Source organism: Vibrio sp. 10N.222.47.A9, assembly GCF_963872585.1.
GTDB lineage: Bacteria > Pseudomonadota > Gammaproteobacteria > Enterobacterales > Vibrionaceae > Vibrio > Vibrio splendidus.
Genome location: NZ_CAWNBB010000104.1, coordinates 127313 through 146216, shown reverse-complemented (window position 1 = coordinate 146216; position 18904 = coordinate 127313). Strand labels below are relative to the sequence as shown.

Sequence of the window (18904 nt, the reverse complement as noted above, 5' to 3'; positions counted from 1 at the left end):
ATCATCATGGATAACAAACGTCGTCAATTTTTGAAAACAGGCCTTGCTGCCGGTGGTGTTGGAGCCTTTGCTGCAGGTTATGCGACAACCACAAAGCATATGGTTCACGGTGCTATTGATGGCACCGCAGGTAAGAAAACCAATCACATCCATCACGGTAATTCGTTAGAGACAGAATACAGTGTCGATGAACAAGGTAAGATCTCGCCGAATCCAAACCAACGCGTTGCACCCTCAATGTGTTTTGGCTGCTGGACACTGTGTGGCTTACGTGTGCGTATCGATAATCGCAATGACGAGATTTTACGTATCTCAGGTAACCCATATCACCCGCTTTCAAGTGATCAGCAGATCCCGTTCAAAACACCGGTAAAAGACGCCTACATTGGCTTGTCTGGTGAGTCAGGCATCAATAACCGCTCGACAGCCTGTGCCCGTGGTAACGGCATGTTGGAGATTCAAAACAGCCCATACCGAATCACTCAACCGCTCAAACGCGTTGGTAAGCGTGGTGAAGGCAAGTGGGAACCAATCAGCTACGAACAACTTATCTCTGAGATCACCGAGGGTGGTGACTTATTCGGTGAAGGTGAAGTTGAGGGCTTACGATCGATTCGTGACATCGAAACACCACTCGATCCAAACAACCCTGAATACGGACCAAAAGCCAACCAACTGCTTGTGACCAATGCCGGTAATGAAGGCCGTGACGACATCTTGAAGCGCTTTGCATTTAACAGCTACGGCACACGCAACTTTGGTCATCATGGATCTTACTGTGGTTACGCGTTCCGTGCAGGTTCAGGCGCGATCATGAACGATCTAGACAAGTTCTCGCATTTAAAACCCGACTTCAACAATGCAGAGTTCATTCTTTTCATCGGTATGTCTCCAGCTCAAGCGGGTAACCCGTTTAAGCGCCAAGCGAGACAGCTGGCTGAGGCTCGTACCAACGGAAAGCTGAGCTACACCATTGTCACTCCAAGCCTTCCGGCAGGATCGTCAAGCCTTGCGGCGGGCGATCGCAATAACTGGCTACCGATCAAACCGGGCACCGATTTAGCATTAGTACTGGGTATGATCCAATGGATCATCGAAAACCAACGATACAATCACGACTTCTTGTCTCGCCCAAGCGCACAAGCGATGCAAAAAGCAGGCACCACACACTGGTGTAATGCATCTCACCTCGTGATCAGCGACGAAAGCCACCCACAAAATGGGCGTATGCTTCGTGCATCGGATATAGGGTTGCTAGAAACAGGCGAACCGATGTCTGACGATGACGGATTTATCTCACTTGATGTGACAACGTCACTATTGGCATCACATATTCAGGTGAATGAAGCGGCTCTGTTCGTCGATCAAGACGTAGAAGTTGATGGTCAGACTGTTCGTGTTAAGTCTTCTCTGCAAAGATTGAAGGAAGAAGCCTTCAAATATGACCTTGCATACTACAGTGAGCAGTGTGAGATCCCGCAGGACCAAATTATTGCACTAGCGAAACGCTTTACCAGTTACGGGACGAAAGCAGTCGTGGATACTCACGGTGGCAACATGCACACCAACGGCTTCTACAACTCGTTCTCTATCCTAATGCTGAACGCGCTGATCGGTAACATCAACGCGAAAGGCGGTGCGATGGCGAAAGCGGGTGGCTACCCGACTTCGGTTGCAGGCCCACGCTACGACTTTACTAAGTTTAAAGGTAAGACTAAGCCTCAAGGCGTGTTCTTGTCCCGCAGCAAGTTCCCGTATCAAAAAACCAGCGAATACAAACGTCGCGTTGCCGCCGGTGAGTCACCTTACCCGACGCGCGCGCCGTGGTATCCAATCTCAGCACCGCTGTTAACCGAGCACTTATCAGCTGCGATTAATGGCTATCCTTACCGCGCAAAGGCATGGATCAACCACATGGCGAACCCACTTTATGGTGTTCCGGGTTTAGACAACTTGCTGGGTGAAAAGCTTAAGGATCCAAAACAGCTTGGCTTGATCGTGTCTATCGATGCATTCATCAATGAGACCACAGCATTATCGGATTACCTCGTGCCAGACACGGTGACCTACGAAAGCTGGGGCATGGCAACACCTTGGCATGGTGTCGCGACTAAAGCGATCACCGCTCGCTGGCCGATTGTTGAGCCTAAAACTTCCCGCACTCAAGACGGACGTGCCATCAACCTAGAGAACTTCTTTATTGATCTAGCGAAAACACTGGGCTTAGGTGGCTTCGGCGACAACGTAATCAAAGACAATCAAGGTAACTGGCACGGTATTCATAGCGCTGAAGACTTCTACCTGCGCTCAGCTGCTAACTTGGCGTTCGTAAAAGGTGGCGTGCCGAATGTAGACGCCGAAGATATCGTTTGGTCTGGTCTAGAGCGCCTTATACCTGTAATGCACAAAACGCTTAAACCAGAAGAGATGCTCAAAGTAGCGTACATTTTTGCGCGTGGCGGTCGTTTTGAAGACGCAACCAATGCGTATACCAATGAAACTATGAAGTACAAATGGACCAAGCCATTGGCTATCTGGAATGAAAAGCTTGGTACCTCTCACAACACCATCAGTGGTGAGCAGTACATGGGTTGCCCGACATGGTATCCACAAAAGCTGGCAGACGGCACACCATTAGCAGAGCAATTCCCAGCAAAAGAGTGGCCGTTCACCCTGACCAACTTTAAGTCCAACATTCACAGTGCGGTGTCCAACTTGTCACCACGCTTGGAGTCTATCAAAGGCGTGAACCCGGTTTACATTCACCCACAAGACGCCTCTTCTGCAGGCATCAAAACCGGTGACGTATTTGCCATTGAAACACCGAGTTCAACCACACACGCGTTGGCGATGGTGATTGATGGCATTAAACCGGGCACATTAGGCTTTGAACACGGCTTTGGCCACAAAGAGCTCGGTGAACGTGCACACTGGATTGGTGACACACAACAACCAGTGAAGATGAAGTCAAACGATGGCGTTAATATCAATGATATTGGTTTAATTGACCCAACGAGAGAAGGCAAAGGCGTCATGTTGGATTGGGTGGTAGGCGCAGCAGCAAGACAAGCGCTTCCAGCTAAGATCTACAAAGTCTAATCAGTGATCCAATACTTATTCATTCCTGAATAGGAACGCAGCAGAGCAACTTCGTCATTCGAAGTTGCTCTGCTTTTTAACAACCAATACATCGGCAGCATTCAATCCGTAATATTCAATCCAACCCGCAAACTCTCTTCACTTCTATTCTCTTTGCTTCTCTTCACCGTAACTTTTTTAGCCAGCCCCCATAAAGCGGCTATGCTTATACAATCGGTGCCATAAAAGAGCCTTAACAAGCAGTTATACCGAGGCGAACATGGCAGTTCCCTTGCATTTCATAAACGGCAGTGGATCAACCTATAGAAGTTCACATCAATACCATTATGGTGACTGAGGTTATTAATGTGAGACTCACCTCAAGTTCCAAGTGAATTAATGTGGAAATCCACAATAGCGCGAACAACCAATTATGTCGAAAATGCGTGCATTACAACCAATAGCGACGCCTCATGACTAAGCTGACAATTAAAACTCAAACTCTAACGCTTTGCATCGCTGCTCTAGGAAGCCTTTCTTTATCCGCTTTTGCACAAGCAGCACCCAACCCAATGCCAGAAGCCGCAGAAACTTGTAGCGGCTGCCATCAAGCCGACGGTAAAGGCATGCCCAACATTGCCCCTATGCTTGCAGGGCTCAATGCTGACTATCTAGAACATCAACTGGTTCTGTTCTCAAGTGGTGAGCGTCAAAGCGCGATCATGAAGGGCATGGCTGATGGTGTCTCTGATCCTGCGATTCGTCGTGAAGTAGCAGAATACTTTGCATCACTACCTTCATACGAATTTACCGATTTAGAGCAGCGCGGCTCACAGGCTGATATCGATAACCCCTATCGTAAACTTGTATTCCAAGGCGATTGGGATAGAAACATTCCAGCCTGTGCAACCTGTCATGGGCCAAGCGGTATGGGCGTAGACAAATTCCCGCGCCTAGCAAGCCAGCATGCCGACTACATTCAAACTCAGCTCAACGCTTGGAAAAATGGCACTCGTAAGGGTGATGATTTGAACATGATGGGTAATATCGCGGGCAAGTTAACCGACGATGAGATCAAAAACCTGTCTTACTACTTCGCCTCTTTCCGATACTAAAGGGCTCGCATGAAAACACTACTTTTAATTACCGCAACCCTTGCCTCTGGAATCGCTTATGCCGAAGCTGAGTTGCCCGATCGCCAAACCGAGCTGCCAGCCGTTGAGAAGCCTCAAGATAACAAATATCTGGTGCCACGAGACTTGGTTGATATCCCTACTGGGGAATTTGGCGACAAAGTAAAATTGGGTTATTCGCTGTTTGTCGATTCACAACAGATGCGTGGTACGTTCGTAGGCAATGAACAAAACTGTGTAAACTGCCACATGCAAGCAGGCATGAAGCCTAACGCAGCACCTCTTTGGGGTGCGTATATGGCCTACCCTGCGTATCGTTCCAAGAATGACAAGGTAAACAGCTACGCAGAACGTATCCAAGGTTGCTTCACCTACTCAATGAATGGCCTGCCACCGGCTGAGGGTTCAAAAGAGATGGTCGCACTAACGGCTTATTCATACTGGCTGGCGATGGGCGGCATCTTAGACAAGAACGGCATGCAAGATACACCCGTTCCTGAGATCAGCGATGCTGACTTACAAGTCGGTGGTAAAGCGGAAAGCTTCCCTCTCCCTGAAGAGCTGTTAAGCAAATACCCAATCGATGACCGCAGTAAACTGGCCGGCCGTGGCTACCCTAAGATTGCAAACCCTGAACAAGAGCCATCGATAGCGCGTGGCGAAAAGGTTTACCAAACCAGCTGCCAAACCTGCCATGGTCAAAATGGTGAAGGCATTAAAGGGGCGGATGGCCGCTCATACCTACCACCTCTTTGGGGCGAGAATTCGTTCAACTGGGGCGCAGGTATGCACCGTGTAAATACAGCAGCTTACTTCATCTACGAAAACATGCCGCTTGGAAAGAGCCAACAGCTTTCAATTCAGGATGCATGGGATGTAGCCGCATTTGTGAACAGTCATGAACGCCCACAAGACCCACGATACAAGGGTGATGTTGCAGGTAATGCTAAGCGTTACCACAACCACCAAGGTTATTATGGTAAAGAAGTCGACGGTGATGTGCTGGGTTCCAAAGCCTACCCAAGTGGTAAAGAAGTGATTCATGAGCATTGATAGGCATTAGTGCACAAGAGCCGTTCACGTCAGCTATAGCTAAGCTTTACATTGTAAATCAGCTATAGTCCGAGGAATAAAAAGGAGCCAGATCGTTCGACGTTCTGGCTCCTTTTTTATGTTTGAACGATTAGAGATCCAGCTAACCTTGCTGCATCTTCTCCCAAATCGTCGGAGAGCCGATATAGTCTTGAACCGTCGTAATGAACTCTTTGACCAGTTTGGTCTGTTTACGGTGCGGATACACAGCGTAGATTGCGGTATCAATCGTCGAGATCGGATAATCCGGAAGCAAAGTAACCAAGCCAAGCTCTTTCATTGAGGCATACAGGTTTGATTGATCAAGGAAGCCATAACCTAGACCATCTTTCACGCAAGACACCATGGTGCGAACATCACTCACCTTATAGTTACCGCGAATCGTTAGGCTTTGGAAAGTGTTGCCATGCGGCTCTTCACTGATACGTAGATGATCAACCGTCATATCACCATTGGTATAAATCACAGCAGGTAGTGCGAGCAGATCTTGTGGTGTCTTCGGCTCACCGTGCTCTTTCAAAAAGTCGTTCGATGCAACGAGCATGAAGTTACTGTCGGCAATTTTCTTCGCAATCAAATTCGATTCAACGAGCTTGCTAAAGCGAAACGCGATATCAAACTGTCCTGCAATGATGTTGGCGATCTTATCGTCTAGTGAAAGTACGATCTGAACATCCGGGTACTTTCTCATGAACTGAGTGATGATAGGTTGCAGATATTGCTGTCCAAAATAGATCGGTGAAGTAATGCGCAGTACACCTTTGGGCTCTGACTGGTATGAATCTGCAATGCCTTGTATCTGATTGATAGTATCTTTCAGCACATAGGTTTGCGCAAGAATATCTTCCCCTGCCGACGTCAACGAGAACGAGCGTGTAGAACGGTTAAGCAGCTGAACACCCAAGTCTTGTTCAAGCTTTTTGATCTGTTTAGAGAGTGATGAGTTGTCCATATCATGCAAGGTTGCCGCTTTGGTAAACGACCCTTGTTGAACCACATCTAAGAACAATAACAACTGATTAGTATTTGGCACTGCGCCTCTCCTGAAATAAAACTCGACTAACGTTCATCTTTGGGTGTATCCATCACAACCATGGTGGTAATGGATTGAACCTGAGCACATTCCCCAAGCACATCGGCATGAAACTTCTTATAGCCCGGTAGATCTTTGGTTTCTACCCTTAGCAAGTATTCGTTGGCACCGGTAATGTTGTGGCACTCCACTACCTCTTTTTCCATACTGACGTGCTGTTCAAACTCCAGTTGAGCCGCTTTGCTGTGGCTTGATAAACCAATCGAAACGTAAGCAATAAAGCCAACGCCCATCAGGCCATTATCCAGAACTGCACGGTAACCTTGAATGACCCCTTTACGCTCAAGATCCTGTACTCGCCTTAAGGTCGCTGAAGCCGACAAACCAATTCGTTCAGAAAGCTCGATATTGGAGATTCTGCCGTCCAATTTAAGCTCTTGCAATATCCTTTCGTCAAATCTATCCATAAGTACTTATTATTGTGCATTTATTGATAATAGAGGAAATAAAAGCACATAATTGCCTCACTTTCCACCTACTATGTTTCTCAACACGTGAAAGTCATGACCGGTCAGTCACTTCGTTCATTTTTTTGCTGGAGAACCATAATGCCTTTAGAACAACTTAGCGCACTTGCCTTGTTTGCGTTTGTCTCGACCTTCACGCCGGGTCCAAATAACATCATGCTCATGACATCAGGAGCAAATGTTGGCTTCGCCCGCACTATTCCGCACATGCTTGGTATTGCTCTGGGGTTTGCAGCCATGTTACTGCTGGTTGGTTTCGGCTTGATGGGCGTTTTCAACGCATACCCTGTGACGCACCAAATCTTGAAATACCTAAGCCTTGCTTACCTCGTGTACCTTGCGATTAAGATAGCATTGAGCGGCAAAGCCAAAAGCAGCGAGGCTTATAAGCCAATGACCTTCATCGGCGCAGCAAGTTTTCAATGGGTAAACCCTAAAGGTTGGTCAATGGCGCTGACTGCATTCTCAGTGTATAGCAGCGGCAGTTCATGGTGGGAGCTTGCGATCATCGCAGGTATCTTCACGCTAGCGAACTTACCGTCAGTCACATTCTGGACGGCGGCAGGTAAACAGCTGCAGCACTGGTTAACAACACCCGTTCGCATCAAAAGCTTTAACTACGGTATGGCAGGCTTACTGCTCGCATCAACAATTCCGATGCTCTAACCAAATAACGTCCTATATTGTGATGGTTAGTACACGACTACTAGCCATCATTCTCGTTAAAGATATCCAATAATCTCGCTAAGCCAACGCCCAAATGTTGCCTGCCCGCTTGGGGTTAACGTCCACGCAAACGCCGCTACATTAATTACCACTGTCAGCCAATAGATAGATCTGAACGGCTGCTTCTGCGTTTTATGACGCAACTTCTCTTGAGCTATCAACGCCCCTAACCAGCCACCAGCAATAGAAAAAGTATGCAGGGTTTTCTCTGGCACACGCCAATTGCCATTGATCGCTGCTCGCTTGTCCTTCGCATACACAAAAAACGTCACCACACCGATAACCAAATACCACACCAACAGCGCTTTAGAACTTTCCGCAAACAACACAGATACCGCTACCAGAACAAGATAAGTGATAACGATTTGAATAGATGAAGACAACATCAACTCCTTTTGGGCAACAGCTCACATACTGTGGCAATTACGCCCTGTAGATTTTGATAAGGATGGATAACTGGTGGTTTCGCTCCCAAGAAATCTACCTTCTCCTTAAGTGCACTATGGAATTTATAGGAATTGCAGATATCTGCAAATGAAACTGATGTAATCTACCTACCTTTATGCTCCCCCGGAGTACAGCTATCGTCCCTAATATACAAAACTCACTAATGTTAATATTAAATAGAACGTAAAAACTTTATTACTCTTTAAAAATAAGAACATTCCAAAGTGATATTCATCTCACATTAATAAGGATGAGCTCTCATCCTTATTATCTACTCCCATCCTCTACGCCTTCTACTATTGATATTAGACATATGAGTTATTGATCCAATTAATTTAACTGAAACCAAATACAAAGCGTGATATTGACACTAGGTTTCCTATTTTTACGCATTAAAAATAACTTTATACATAGCCATCACAAATAGTTGACCATCGTTAATACTAGGATATTCATCTTCATAAAAAGTGAAATATGGATATTAAAACGTGAACAACATAAATATTAATAAAATTATCTCTCTACGAAATACCTTCAACAACACCAAAAAGAAGAGCTTCAAACGCTCTACATTGGCCAAAGCAATTTTACCTCTTTTCACCGCCACCCTTATCGCAGGCTGTGGTAGCGATAGCGACACGGATGCTGGCAACAGTGGCTTATACAAAGCAGGCGAAAACGAAGTCGTTGTTTACTACAAACGAGATGTCGCGGCTGCTAGCACGTCTAACTCGACCTATGATGGCTGGGGATTGCACCTTTGGAATGGCGAAGGCTGTACCAGCACAGACTTAGTAGCCATGGGGTTAAGTGAAACGGGCACTAACTGGGAAGCACCTTACGAATTTGATGGTATCAGCGATACCTACGGTGCCTACTATGTGTTGAAAGTCGATCCTGATGCTTCTGACCCGCATAAATGCATGAACTTCATCTTACACAATGACGACGAAAAAGCGTTTGGTAGTACCAATTCGAAAGTCGAGTTAACCAAGCTTGGTGATTCGCAAGGTGTATTCGGATTCCATGGCAGCAGCGAGTTGTACTACGACCCAATTTCAGAAAGACCAGTAAATATTGATGGCCAAAAAGCACATTGGTTAGATGCAACCACCATCGCTTGGGAAGCAGCTAGTAATGCCGATTCTGTAAAACTCTTCTATGCATTAGATAACAGCATCACGATGAACGACGACAAAGAAATTGTCGGCGGAACTGCAATTGAACTAAGCAAAGACGGGGAGCTGTCCTCTGAATTGAAAGAGCGTTTCCGCCACCTTGCAAGCTTACCAGCCCTGGCTATCGATGTTGACGACAGCACACTTCGCACTATCTTAAAATCTCAGATAATTTTTGTTGCCTACAATGCCAATGGCGATGTTATCTCTTCAACTGAGGTTCAAAAACCTGGTGTGCTTGATGCGGTATTTGCTAGCGAAGATGCTGGTAATGCAATGGCTGAAGAACTAGGCGCGATTGTTGAATGCAGTGCGGCTACCTTCAAGCTTTGGGCACCAACAGCGCAAGATGTAGAGCTAGTTCTTTACAGCGAAGACCTGAAAAGCTCACAAGTTTTTCCAATGACAGAAAGCACTGAGACGGGTATCTGGGCGACTGACGCGGTACCTAACGCTGTCAACAGTTACTATCGCTACCAAGTGAAGGTTTACCACCCAACCACAGGCAACATTGAAACTCGCCTAGTAACCGACCCTTACTCACTCAGCTTATCGAAGAACTCTGCATACTCTCAAGTCATTGACCTTAATGATTCAACACTGAAACCAGAAGGCTGGAGTAACTATAAGCGCGACACAGAAAAAACGGTTCAAGACACAAACCACGTACTTTACGAATCACACCTTCGTGATTTTAGCTTCAGCGATAAGGCAGGCACAGCGAACCTAAACGGAAAATACCTCGCTCTCACAGAAGCAGATCGTGAGTCGGTCAAGCACCTACAAGCTCTGCAAGATGCAGGCTTAACTACGCTACATATCTTACCGGCATTCGATATCGCTACCGTTGATGAAAATGAAGCGAGCCGTGTCGATATCACCGACACCGTTGGCAAACTGTGTGATGTAAAACCTGCTGCCTCCTTGTGTGGAAACGAAGACGAAAATAAAGTCATCAAAGATGTACTCGATGGTTATGATCCTTCAACAGGCGATGCACAAGCGTTGATGAATGACCTACGCATGCTGGACAGCTTCAACTGGGGCTACGACCCATTCCACTACACGGTTCCAGAGGGAAGTTATGCGACAGATCCAAATGGTTCTAAGCGTATCCTAGAGTTCCGTCAAATGGTGAAAGCCACGCACGACATGGATCTTAAGCTGATCATGGACGTGGTATACAACCACACCAACGCATCTGGCGTGAACGATAAGTCGGTACTGGATAAGATTGTCCCTGGGTACTACCACCGTCTTAATGTAAACACTGGTGGCGTGGAAAGCTCAACGTGTTGTGATAACACCGCAACTGAAAACCTAATGATGGGTAAGTTGATGGTCGACTCACTCAAGGTATGGGCTGACGACTATAAGGTTGATGGTTTTCGTTTTGACTTAATGGGCCACCAGCCAAAAAGCGTAATGGTTGAAGCATTGAAAGAAGTGCGCAAGATCGACCCAAATACCCTGTTCTATGGCGAAGGTTGGGACTTTGGCGAAGTAGCAAACAACGCTCGCTTCGAACAAGCCAACCAGATCAATATGGCAGGCACCGAAATTGGCACCTTCTCGGACCGTCTGCGTGACGCCGTACGTGGCGGTAGCCCATTTGATGGTGGTGTCGACTCAGAAGGTAGTCACCCACTCCGCTTTAACCAAGGCTTTGGTAACGCAGCGATTGCCAACGAAGAAACAAAGTCCGACCAAGACTCTATCAACGGTCGTTTACACAACCAAGACCTTGTTCGTTTAGGGATGGCAGGTAACCTCGCAGAATATGTGTTGATTGATTACAAAGGCGATACCAAACTGGGCAAAAACGTTGACTATAACGGTGCGCCCGCTGGCTACACCAAGATGCCTTCAGAGAACATCTCTTACGTTTCCAAACACGATAACCAAACGCTTTGGGATAACAACGCTTACAAGATCGCTGCAGGTACTAGCTCTGCAAAGCGTGCTCGCATGCAGTCAGTATCGCTCTCTACTGTAATGTTAGGCCAAGGTATACCATTCATCCATATGGGTTCTGAACTGCTACGATCTAAGTCTATGCAGCGTGATTCTTACGATTCTGGTGATTGGTACAACCGCGTCATGTTTGATGGTACTGACAACAACTGGAATGTTGGCTTACCACGTGAAGATAAAGATGGTGCTAACTGGGATCTGATCAAAACCATTATTGCTGACAAGACAACAGAACCAGACACTAAGGATATTGAGCTAGCTAAGCAACAATTCCTAGATCTATTAAAAATCCGTAGCTCAAGTGAACTGTTCCGCTTAGACACAGCTGACGAAGTCATGAAGCGTGTCGACTTCCGCAATGTGGGCAAAGATCAAATCGAAGGACTGATCGTGATGTCTATTGATGATGGTGTGTCCGCAGGCAAAAGCCTTGACCCAGCGAACGATGCGATTGTCGCTGTAGTGAACTCAACGGATAAATCTCAATCGTTCAAGATCACAGGAGCAACTGGCTTTACACTTCACGATGTTCAACAAAACTCGGCTGACGACACGGTGAAAGGCGCAACCTTTGCCGCTGAAACTTTCACCATACCTGCATTAACCACCGCTGTATTTGTACAAGCTCAAAGCGATGCACAAGGTGTTGGTTTGCCAGTTGATAACTCAGACAAGGATGTATCTAGCATTCCTCCATACGGCCAAACAACGGTTTACGTTCGTGGTGACATGAATGGATGGGGCGCAGCTGATAATTGGGCGATGAACTTTGTTGCTAATGGAGTTTATTCTGTAACAGGCAACTTAGAGGCTGGTAACTATGGCTTCAAGTTTGCGGATGCAGATTGGGGAACACCTAACTTGGGTTGTGACTCTGTTGAACTTGCAGGTGGCTCTATCAACCTTGGTACTGATGGTAACTGCCAATTGAGCGTAACTGAAGCTGGCAGCTATACCTTCACTCTGAATGCGATTCATGAGCTAAACAGCAGTGTGGGTAAGGCCGTGGTTTCTGTGACCAAACAGTAAGCTTTATAGAACAAAAAACTAGGTTTAAAGGGAGGCATTAAGCCTCCCTTTTTCTATATTAACTCTCATAAGATTAAAGTGAAATAAGCCTCATACCATCCTGTTTTGAGCAGCCGCTCACATACCACAGCAACTACGCCCCGAATTTCTTATCCAAGGAGGATAAAGCCGCATTCTGATTAAGCTAGCCTCCTAACGATAACGTCTATATCAAATATAACGTCTAACACAGCTTCAACGACAAGCCCTACAGCTCCACTTCTCGAGATGGAATATAAGTATGTACAACAAGAAACATTCAATCTATCAAGTTTTTACCCGTTTGTTCGGCAATCAGAATACACAGAACACACCTTGGGGAACCATTGAACAAAATGGCGTGGGCAAGTTCAGTGACTTCACCAATAAAGCGCTGACAGAAATTAGAGAACTCGGCATCACTCATATTTGGTACACCGGAGTACCACATCATGCTGTGATCAACGACTACAAGCACATCGACATCTCAGACGACCATCCAAGCGTTGTGAAAGGACGGGCTGGCTCACCTTATGCCGTCAAAGATTACTACTCCGTAAACCCAGATCTTGCTGACAACCCAGCGCAGCGTTTACAGGAATTCGAAGCCTTGATCAAAAGAAGCCATGACAATGGTTTGAAAGTCATCATTGATATCGTCCCTAACCACATTGCCCGTAATTACCAAGGCTTGAATAACCCAGAGGGCGTACGTGACTTTGGTGATCAAGATGACACGACGGTTGAGTATCATCGCAACAATAACTTCTATTACATTCCTGACAGCACATTTGAACTGCCCGAGATCGAACCTGCGTTCATTCCTCTTGGTGGCGAACAACACCCGAATTTAGCCTCACCGTTTCTTGAATCCCCAGCCAAATGGACAGGAAACGGATCGCGCTTGAGCAAACCAAACTTCGATGATTGGTATGAAACCGTAAAGATTAACTATGGCGTGCGACCAGACGGTTCAAAAGACTTTCCTGAGCTTCCGGACGATTACGCGATGCGTGATCACCTCGCCCACTACCATTTCTGGCAGCAAGTTGATGTGCCGGATTCATGGGTTAAGTTTCGAGACATCGCATTATATTGGTTAGAAAAAGGCGTCGATGGATTTCGCTACGATATGGCAGAAATGGTACCGGTCGAATTCTGGAGCTATCTCAATTCATCAATCAAAGTAAAGAATCAAGACGCCTTTTTGATGGCGGAAGTGTACCAACCGGACCTTTATCGTGATTACATTCGCTTGGGTAAAATGGACTACCTGTATGACAAAGTCGATCTTTACGACGGCCTAAAAGCAATTATGCAAGGTAAGGCTTCAACGGCAATCATTCCTGAGATCCAGCATCAAATGATGGACATCGAACACCACATGATGCACTTCTTGGACAACCACGATGAGCAGCGTGTCGCGTCTCCTGAGTTTGTTGGTAACCCACACATTGCCAAACCAGCCATGTTAGTCAGTGCGCTATTAAGTAGCTCTCCCACCATGATTTACTTCGGGCAAGAAGTCGGCGAATCGGGCGCGGAGAACGCAGGCTTTGGGCAACCTTCTCGCACGTCTATATTTGACTACATCGGTGTTCCTCAACATCAAAAATGGATGAACGGAGGAAAGTTCGATGGTGGGCAGCTCAACGATGACGAAAAGCAACTCAGACTCTTCTATCAACAAGTGATGACCTTTTCATTGAACCATTCATCGATGACCGGAGCGTACCAAGATTTACACAAATCCAATCAGCTAAGTGATTCAGTTTATGCTTTCTTGCGTTTCGATAATCAAGAACTGGTTATCGCCGCGGCTAACTTCAGCCAAAGCAAAACAGACCACATTCAGCTGAAGGTGACGGCAGAGGTTATTCAAAAACTAGGCATCGCTGACGGAAGCTATACGCTCAAAGAACATATTGAAGGCGTCCAACAACAGACTCTGTATGTGGAAAATGGTGTCGGTTATTTCAGTGCAGAATTAAAGCCCCTAGCCGCTTTCGCTTGGGTGTTAACCCTTTAATCAACCGTTCTAAAAGCAACTAGCAATGACGGCGTTAAAATACAATAAAAGGTACTTAACGTCGTCTTCGGATAAGTAAAATTCAGACGGTCGTTGGTTTTCAAAGCACGCTCTAAGCAGCTATGGCGGGTAGCTGTAACTTGTTTTTGCCCCTAAATTGGTTTCGCCAAAAAGTCTACATTCACAGGTGAGCAGTGTTTGACCAAATAGAACTAATCTGGCACCCAGAACTCACAAAGATTGAAAAATGGGTGTTAGAGTGCTGTTTTTAGCTCAAAGCAACTCGATAATTCTTGCTCTATCAATCGATTTGAAGGCGTCATAAACTTACAAGGTGGTTTTAGAGAGTAATCCAATGGTTTATTACGAACCTTCGAAGAGTTAGGATGCTGCATCGTTTTTTATTAAAAGGAAATATTTTGACTCAGTGTAAATACCTCATTGATGTGGATTTTTTCTTACGTCATAATTTGACATCTAAAGGGTATGAATTAACCCATCCCGTAGTGTTAGACCAATACCCTCAGAATAGTAAATATGAGGCTCTTGAATTCTCTATCTATAAAAAGAAAGTTATCTATCGAAAGGGGAACCTTACACCAGATAGGCCCGGCAATTTTCTATCAATATGGAAGAGACCAGATGAAAATAGCACTGAATCTAGAAGAACCATGCCTTACGATAAGAATGATCTAGATTATCTTTTTGTTGAGGTTAATGATTACGAATCTTCGAAAAGAGGGATGTTTATCTTCCCTTTATCTGTTTTGATTAATAAAAAAATCATTACCTCAGATAAAGCTAAAGGTAAAATGGCATTCAGAGTGTTTCCACCATGGACATCTAGCCGTGGAGAGCTAAAAACAAAAGTGTTTTCCAATTCAGCAAAGAAAACTCAGCTCTGGCAAAGTGATTACTTTTTATGGATTGAAGATAATACAATCTTAGACTTTGAGAAATTCACCAAGATCTTCGGTAATTTAGCGTAATCGCACTTAGTGCGTACCTAAACCAATACTTTTGCTAGTGCTATGCTATTCATCGCACTAGCTCTTCACAACAACTTTGCCATACCTGTGATTATTCGTGGTTTGCTAATTTAGCAAAAGCACTGGCAAAGTTTTGCCCCATTATTGGCTAGACTTTTTACTCATTCACACCCTGTTCACGGGTTTTTGCAATACTAGAAGTTATCCATTCTTCTCAGACTGTTCGCTGTTAATCTCCGAGATGTAATACGGGGTAAAAGTCTACACTTATATACTTGGTGAATGACTGCGGATATAGACAAATCTTGGAATTCTTATAACTGCGTTAAGAGAAAGAGCATAATCAATACCAATTTGTTTAAACATTTCAAATAACAAAAGAGCTTCCAAAAAGGTCAAGTTCTCTATTTTTTGTCTTTCACTAATTGAATACTTATTTGCATGCGTAATGTCGTTTCTAAGATCTACAATCGGCTTCAAGTTATCCTGATTGAAACAGATTATGTCTTTGAACTCTTTAGGTAGCGCTTTGAATTGCTTAATCAAGTTGCGTTCCACATTATACTTCTTGGTGTTTACTTGTGTTTTTATGTACCGAAGAAAGCTTTCCATTTTCTTGTTTTTCACGCCAAAATGCTTCGCTAAGTCGACTTTAAAAGTGTCTATGCAAGAATCGAAAAGTTCAGGCGCCAAAAAATTTTCTTGCTTGTAGAGTAGTGACTCAAGAATTCTAAAGTAGCCCAAGTATCTCTCTTCGTTGTTTTCGAGTTGTTTATAAGATTGATACTTTAACCAGTGATTTCTTGTATCGCTATTTAGAGCAAAATATGCAGCAAAAGCTTTAACATCGAAAGGAGGTAGTCTTGTATAGCTAGAATCTATTGTGTTGTGTAACAATGGATAGAGAATACTGTGTCTATCATCGTATGTAGGATTTGACTTACATTCAAAGAGACATCCTTCCATGTCGAAGCTTAACTTAAATCTGACGTCTACCTCAAATTGAGCGCCTACAACAAAAAAAAGTAGACGCTTTAGGTCGTCAAGAAAGCTTAAGGCCTTTTCAAATGAATGTTCTTTCTCCAATTCAAGTACAAGGCTTGGTGGAAAAGATGTTCCAACACTAAACTTGTCAATACCACCTTGAGACCATTTGTATTTGAGAAAAAGTCTACCTACTTCCGGTATGTTTACTTCAAACTCTTTCAACGCTTTACTTCTATTTGCTGTAAGTTCTTCATATGAAAGAGTTGGGATTTTTGCTTGAGTATGAGTGGTTCCAATCCAATCAGCAATGGCTTCTGAAGAGAGTTCAATAGAATTGACCTTGCTATCAAGGTAAGTGCAGCTCTTTATAATAATTACTCTTTCGGCTGAAAGTTTGATTCTCATAAAACCCCTCTCTCCATTATCTCCTTTTAGAGCTGACGAGAAGTGCGATTCCATCTGTAATCCGTAAAGGAAAAAGACTTTATTAAATGATTCACACGTCAAAGTTTCTAATGATGTGTAGTCTAATTGGAAGTATCTCTCTTCATTTGACTCTGCATAAATGTCTAATGAAATACCGTCATTATCAATATCTAGTATTGCGGGGTAATGAACACCATTTTTGTCAGCTAACTGAACATCAATACCTTTTGTTTCTTCGAACACGGACATCGTATACCTCAAGAAAAGTCGCAACAAGCATATGCATATAAGCTAATGATGTTACTACTAAAACAATCATTTACGAAGTGTTACATCAACTTTGCTAGCGCACTCGCGAACTTAGGCAGTTTTGAAATTGTAGTTATTTCTAGTTCTGATTGGATCTGTAGGAAGTCCCAATTCATTGAAGTGCATTTTGAATTCGTGCCAATCATCTATGGTCACAGGATATTCCCCTTCAAATAGCCCCTCGAACCATCAACCCAGTGCTCACCGAATCATTCAAAGCCTCAAGTCGATAAACTTACCATGGGGACATTTTAAAATGAGATTGACAGTATGAAGACGTATTAATTGGCGAATTTGCCTTATAAAAAGTTATTCATTAACTGCTAAATGAGCAGAATTAATTTCTAATAACTGTCCAAAAACGTGCCAGCACGATCTCAGTTACCTCATCCCTTTTCTGAGGTTAACCGCTCCCGATTACATTCCACTGGTTTACGGTTTTGCCATTCGCTTTTTATTGTTAAAATACCTTATGGTACAAACAATCGAATTATAGATACTTGCGGGCTTTGCCACAGGTATTCCCCATTTACACGAAAAGACTGATTATGAATTTTGATATCAATTCACTGAAACACCACCAACTGGTCGAAGATGGTCAACTCGAAGGGTGTTACCTTCATCAGCCAGCACAGGGCAGCCAGCAAGACGATGACGCTGTTTTAGTAGAGCGCCAAGCACTAGAAAAATTGGGGTATAAGGTGGTACAGGTTCAAGCTAAAGGTGGGGCAACAACCTTTGCTGAGGCTATGCAAAAGTTTGCGAAGAAAACAGGTCACCAGACCAAAGGGTAGGCAAATGGCTAGTGCGGCTTACAACGTTCAGAATCGATAGATTAGCCGCCCTGATCAGCACTCGATGATACTAATCGCCTTAACACCACAGCGCGTCCCTACTTTCTCCGCATTTTCTGGCTTCTAGCTTAATCAAAGTTGGCTTTTTGTAAGATCTCAATGAACGTCTTGATCTTGAGGTCTTCCGCTCCCTGCTTCGCGTAAAGACCAACGTTCCCGCGCTTAGAATCGTCAATCAGTAACGTTTCAAAGCCTTTGTCTTTCATCCAGTTACACATTTTATGACTGTATGGCATGACAGCGTCAGACATTCTTAGCATATCTAAGCTCGCAAAAAGAGAGTCAACATCATAGACATCTCGCCCAACCACCTCGGTATCACGCCCGCCAGGCTGTGAATTTACGTGATCAGACAGCACAGAGTTATGTCTAGAGTGATCGGGGGTCACTTGGAGTATTGGAAACGCCAACATCTCACGCCTTAACAAGCTCGGGTCTAAATGTTTCTTCGTTAACAATGGATGGTTGACTCGAACAAACACCGCTTCTTTGTCTTGAAAAAGTGGGTAAAACGTCACTTTACATCGCTCATGCAGCCCGTAGATTTCATGGCCTACAAACAAGTCAATATCGCCTTGAACCAAGTGGTGCATCAAAGACAAGTTGTTACCGAACTCTAAATGTAGCGAGCCCATTTGTTCTTGTTGCTTGTATTCCTCAACCGCCTTGCAAACAAATTGTTCCCACCAAGCTTCGCCGGTTCCGAGCTTCAATTTACCTAATTGTCGCTGCTGCATATCAGTAAAGCGGTGCATCAACGACAGATGCTTTTCTTGCTGTTCTTGTGCAAACTCCTGAAACAACAACCCATACTCGGTAAGTTCAACGCCTTTTGACTTGCGAGTAAAAATAGCAACACCAACATCACTCTCTAATTTCTTGATCGCCGCGGTCAAGGAGGGCTGGCTAATATTCAGCTTTTCCGCCGCACCTTTAATGCTGCCTGTATGCGCAACCATCAGAAAATATCGGTATAGCTTGTTCATAGGATTCTCTTAGTTTGCATTCGATCACAAAATGCGAGGTTAGAAATTCAACAAATTAAACCACTGAACACAGCGCGCAGTGGATAGAA

At 44.6% G+C, this 18904-nt stretch carries 13 protein-coding genes; 8 read left to right on the top strand and 5 right to left on the bottom strand.

Going from position 1 to position 18904, the window contains the following annotated elements; translation table 11 throughout:
- Window positions 1-6 precede the first annotated feature (6 nt).
- The 3 genes from AACT19_RS24950 (at window position 7) to AACT19_RS24940 (ending at window position 5264) form a co-directional block, all read left to right on the top strand.
- Complete coding sequence (locus AACT19_RS24950) at window positions 7-3099, top strand: tetrathionate reductase subunit A (RefSeq protein WP_076649309.1); 3093 nt, start codon at window positions 7-9, stop codon at window positions 3097-3099.
- 452 nt (window positions 3100-3551) lie between these two features.
- Window positions 3552-4193, top strand: a complete 642-nt coding sequence (locus AACT19_RS24945; RefSeq protein WP_076649308.1) for a c-type cytochrome — start codon at window positions 3552-3554, stop codon at window positions 4191-4193.
- Window positions 4194-4202: 9 nt separating this feature from the next.
- A complete protein-coding gene (locus AACT19_RS24940) occupies window positions 4203-5264 on the top strand; it encodes a c-type cytochrome (protein WP_076649307.1) in 1062 nt (353 codons plus the stop codon).
- A gap of 142 nt (window positions 5265-5406) precedes the next feature.
- On the opposite strand, the gene AACT19_RS24935 is transcribed toward AACT19_RS24940, so the two are convergent.
- Both AACT19_RS24935 and AACT19_RS24930 read right to left on the bottom strand, forming a co-directional pair.
- Window positions 5407-6336: a LysR family transcriptional regulator gene (locus AACT19_RS24935; protein ID WP_065605672.1), complete on the bottom strand. Its 930-nt coding sequence runs from the start codon at window positions 6334-6336 to the stop codon at window positions 5407-5409.
- Window positions 6337-6362: 26 nt separating this feature from the next.
- Window positions 6363-6803, bottom strand: a complete 441-nt coding sequence (locus AACT19_RS24930; RefSeq protein WP_017090339.1) for an Lrp/AsnC family transcriptional regulator — start codon at window positions 6801-6803, stop codon at window positions 6363-6365.
- Window positions 6804-6944: 141 nt separating this feature from the next.
- On the opposite strand from AACT19_RS24930, the gene AACT19_RS24925 reads away from it, so the two are divergent.
- Window positions 6945-7529 (top strand): LysE family translocator, encoded by a 585-nt coding sequence (locus AACT19_RS24925; RefSeq protein ID WP_004732137.1) that lies wholly within the window; start codon window positions 6945-6947, stop codon window positions 7527-7529.
- 56 nt (window positions 7530-7585) lie between these two features.
- Here the strand turns inward: AACT19_RS24925 and AACT19_RS24920 are convergent, their stop codons facing one another.
- Window positions 7586-7975 carry a DUF1294 domain-containing protein gene (locus AACT19_RS24920; protein WP_076649306.1) on the bottom strand — a complete coding sequence of 130 codons (390 nt, stop codon included), beginning with the start codon at window positions 7973-7975 and terminating at the stop codon, window positions 7586-7588.
- A 549-nt stretch (window positions 7976-8524) separates the two neighbouring features.
- Here AACT19_RS24920 and pulA point away from each other — a divergent pair.
- From pulA to AACT19_RS24905, 3 genes are all read left to right on the top strand, one after another.
- Window positions 8525-12217 (top strand): pullulanase-type alpha-1,6-glucosidase, encoded by a 3693-nt coding sequence (gene pulA / locus AACT19_RS24915; protein WP_076649305.1) that lies wholly within the window; start codon window positions 8525-8527, stop codon window positions 12215-12217.
- A gap of 280 nt (window positions 12218-12497) precedes the next feature.
- Window positions 12498-14264 carry an alpha-amylase family protein gene (locus tag AACT19_RS24910; protein WP_076649300.1) on the top strand — a complete coding sequence of 589 codons (1767 nt, stop codon included), beginning with the start codon at window positions 12498-12500 and terminating at the stop codon, window positions 14262-14264.
- A 506-nt stretch (window positions 14265-14770) separates the two neighbouring features.
- Window positions 14771-15253 carry a MepB family protein gene (locus AACT19_RS24905; protein WP_076649410.1) on the top strand — a complete coding sequence of 161 codons (483 nt, stop codon included), beginning with the start codon at window positions 14771-14773 and terminating at the stop codon, window positions 15251-15253.
- 267 nt (window positions 15254-15520) lie between these two features.
- Here the strand turns inward: AACT19_RS24905 and AACT19_RS24900 are convergent, their stop codons facing one another.
- Complete coding sequence (locus AACT19_RS24900; protein WP_076649298.1) at window positions 15521-16915, bottom strand: ApeA N-terminal domain 1-containing protein; 1395 nt, start codon at window positions 16913-16915, stop codon at window positions 15521-15523.
- A 608-nt stretch (window positions 16916-17523) separates the two neighbouring features.
- Between AACT19_RS24900 and AACT19_RS24895 the strand changes: the two genes are divergently transcribed.
- Window positions 17524-17769 carry a hypothetical protein gene (locus AACT19_RS24895; protein WP_076649296.1) on the top strand — a complete coding sequence of 82 codons (246 nt, stop codon included), beginning with the start codon at window positions 17524-17526 and terminating at the stop codon, window positions 17767-17769.
- Window positions 17770-17897: 128 nt separating this feature from the next.
- Here AACT19_RS24895 and AACT19_RS24890 read toward each other — a convergent pair whose 3' ends face one another.
- Entirely contained in the window at window positions 17898-18815 is a 918-nt protein-coding gene (locus AACT19_RS24890; RefSeq protein WP_076649294.1) for a LysR family transcriptional regulator, read from the bottom strand.
- Window positions 18816-18904: the final 89 nt, after the last annotated feature.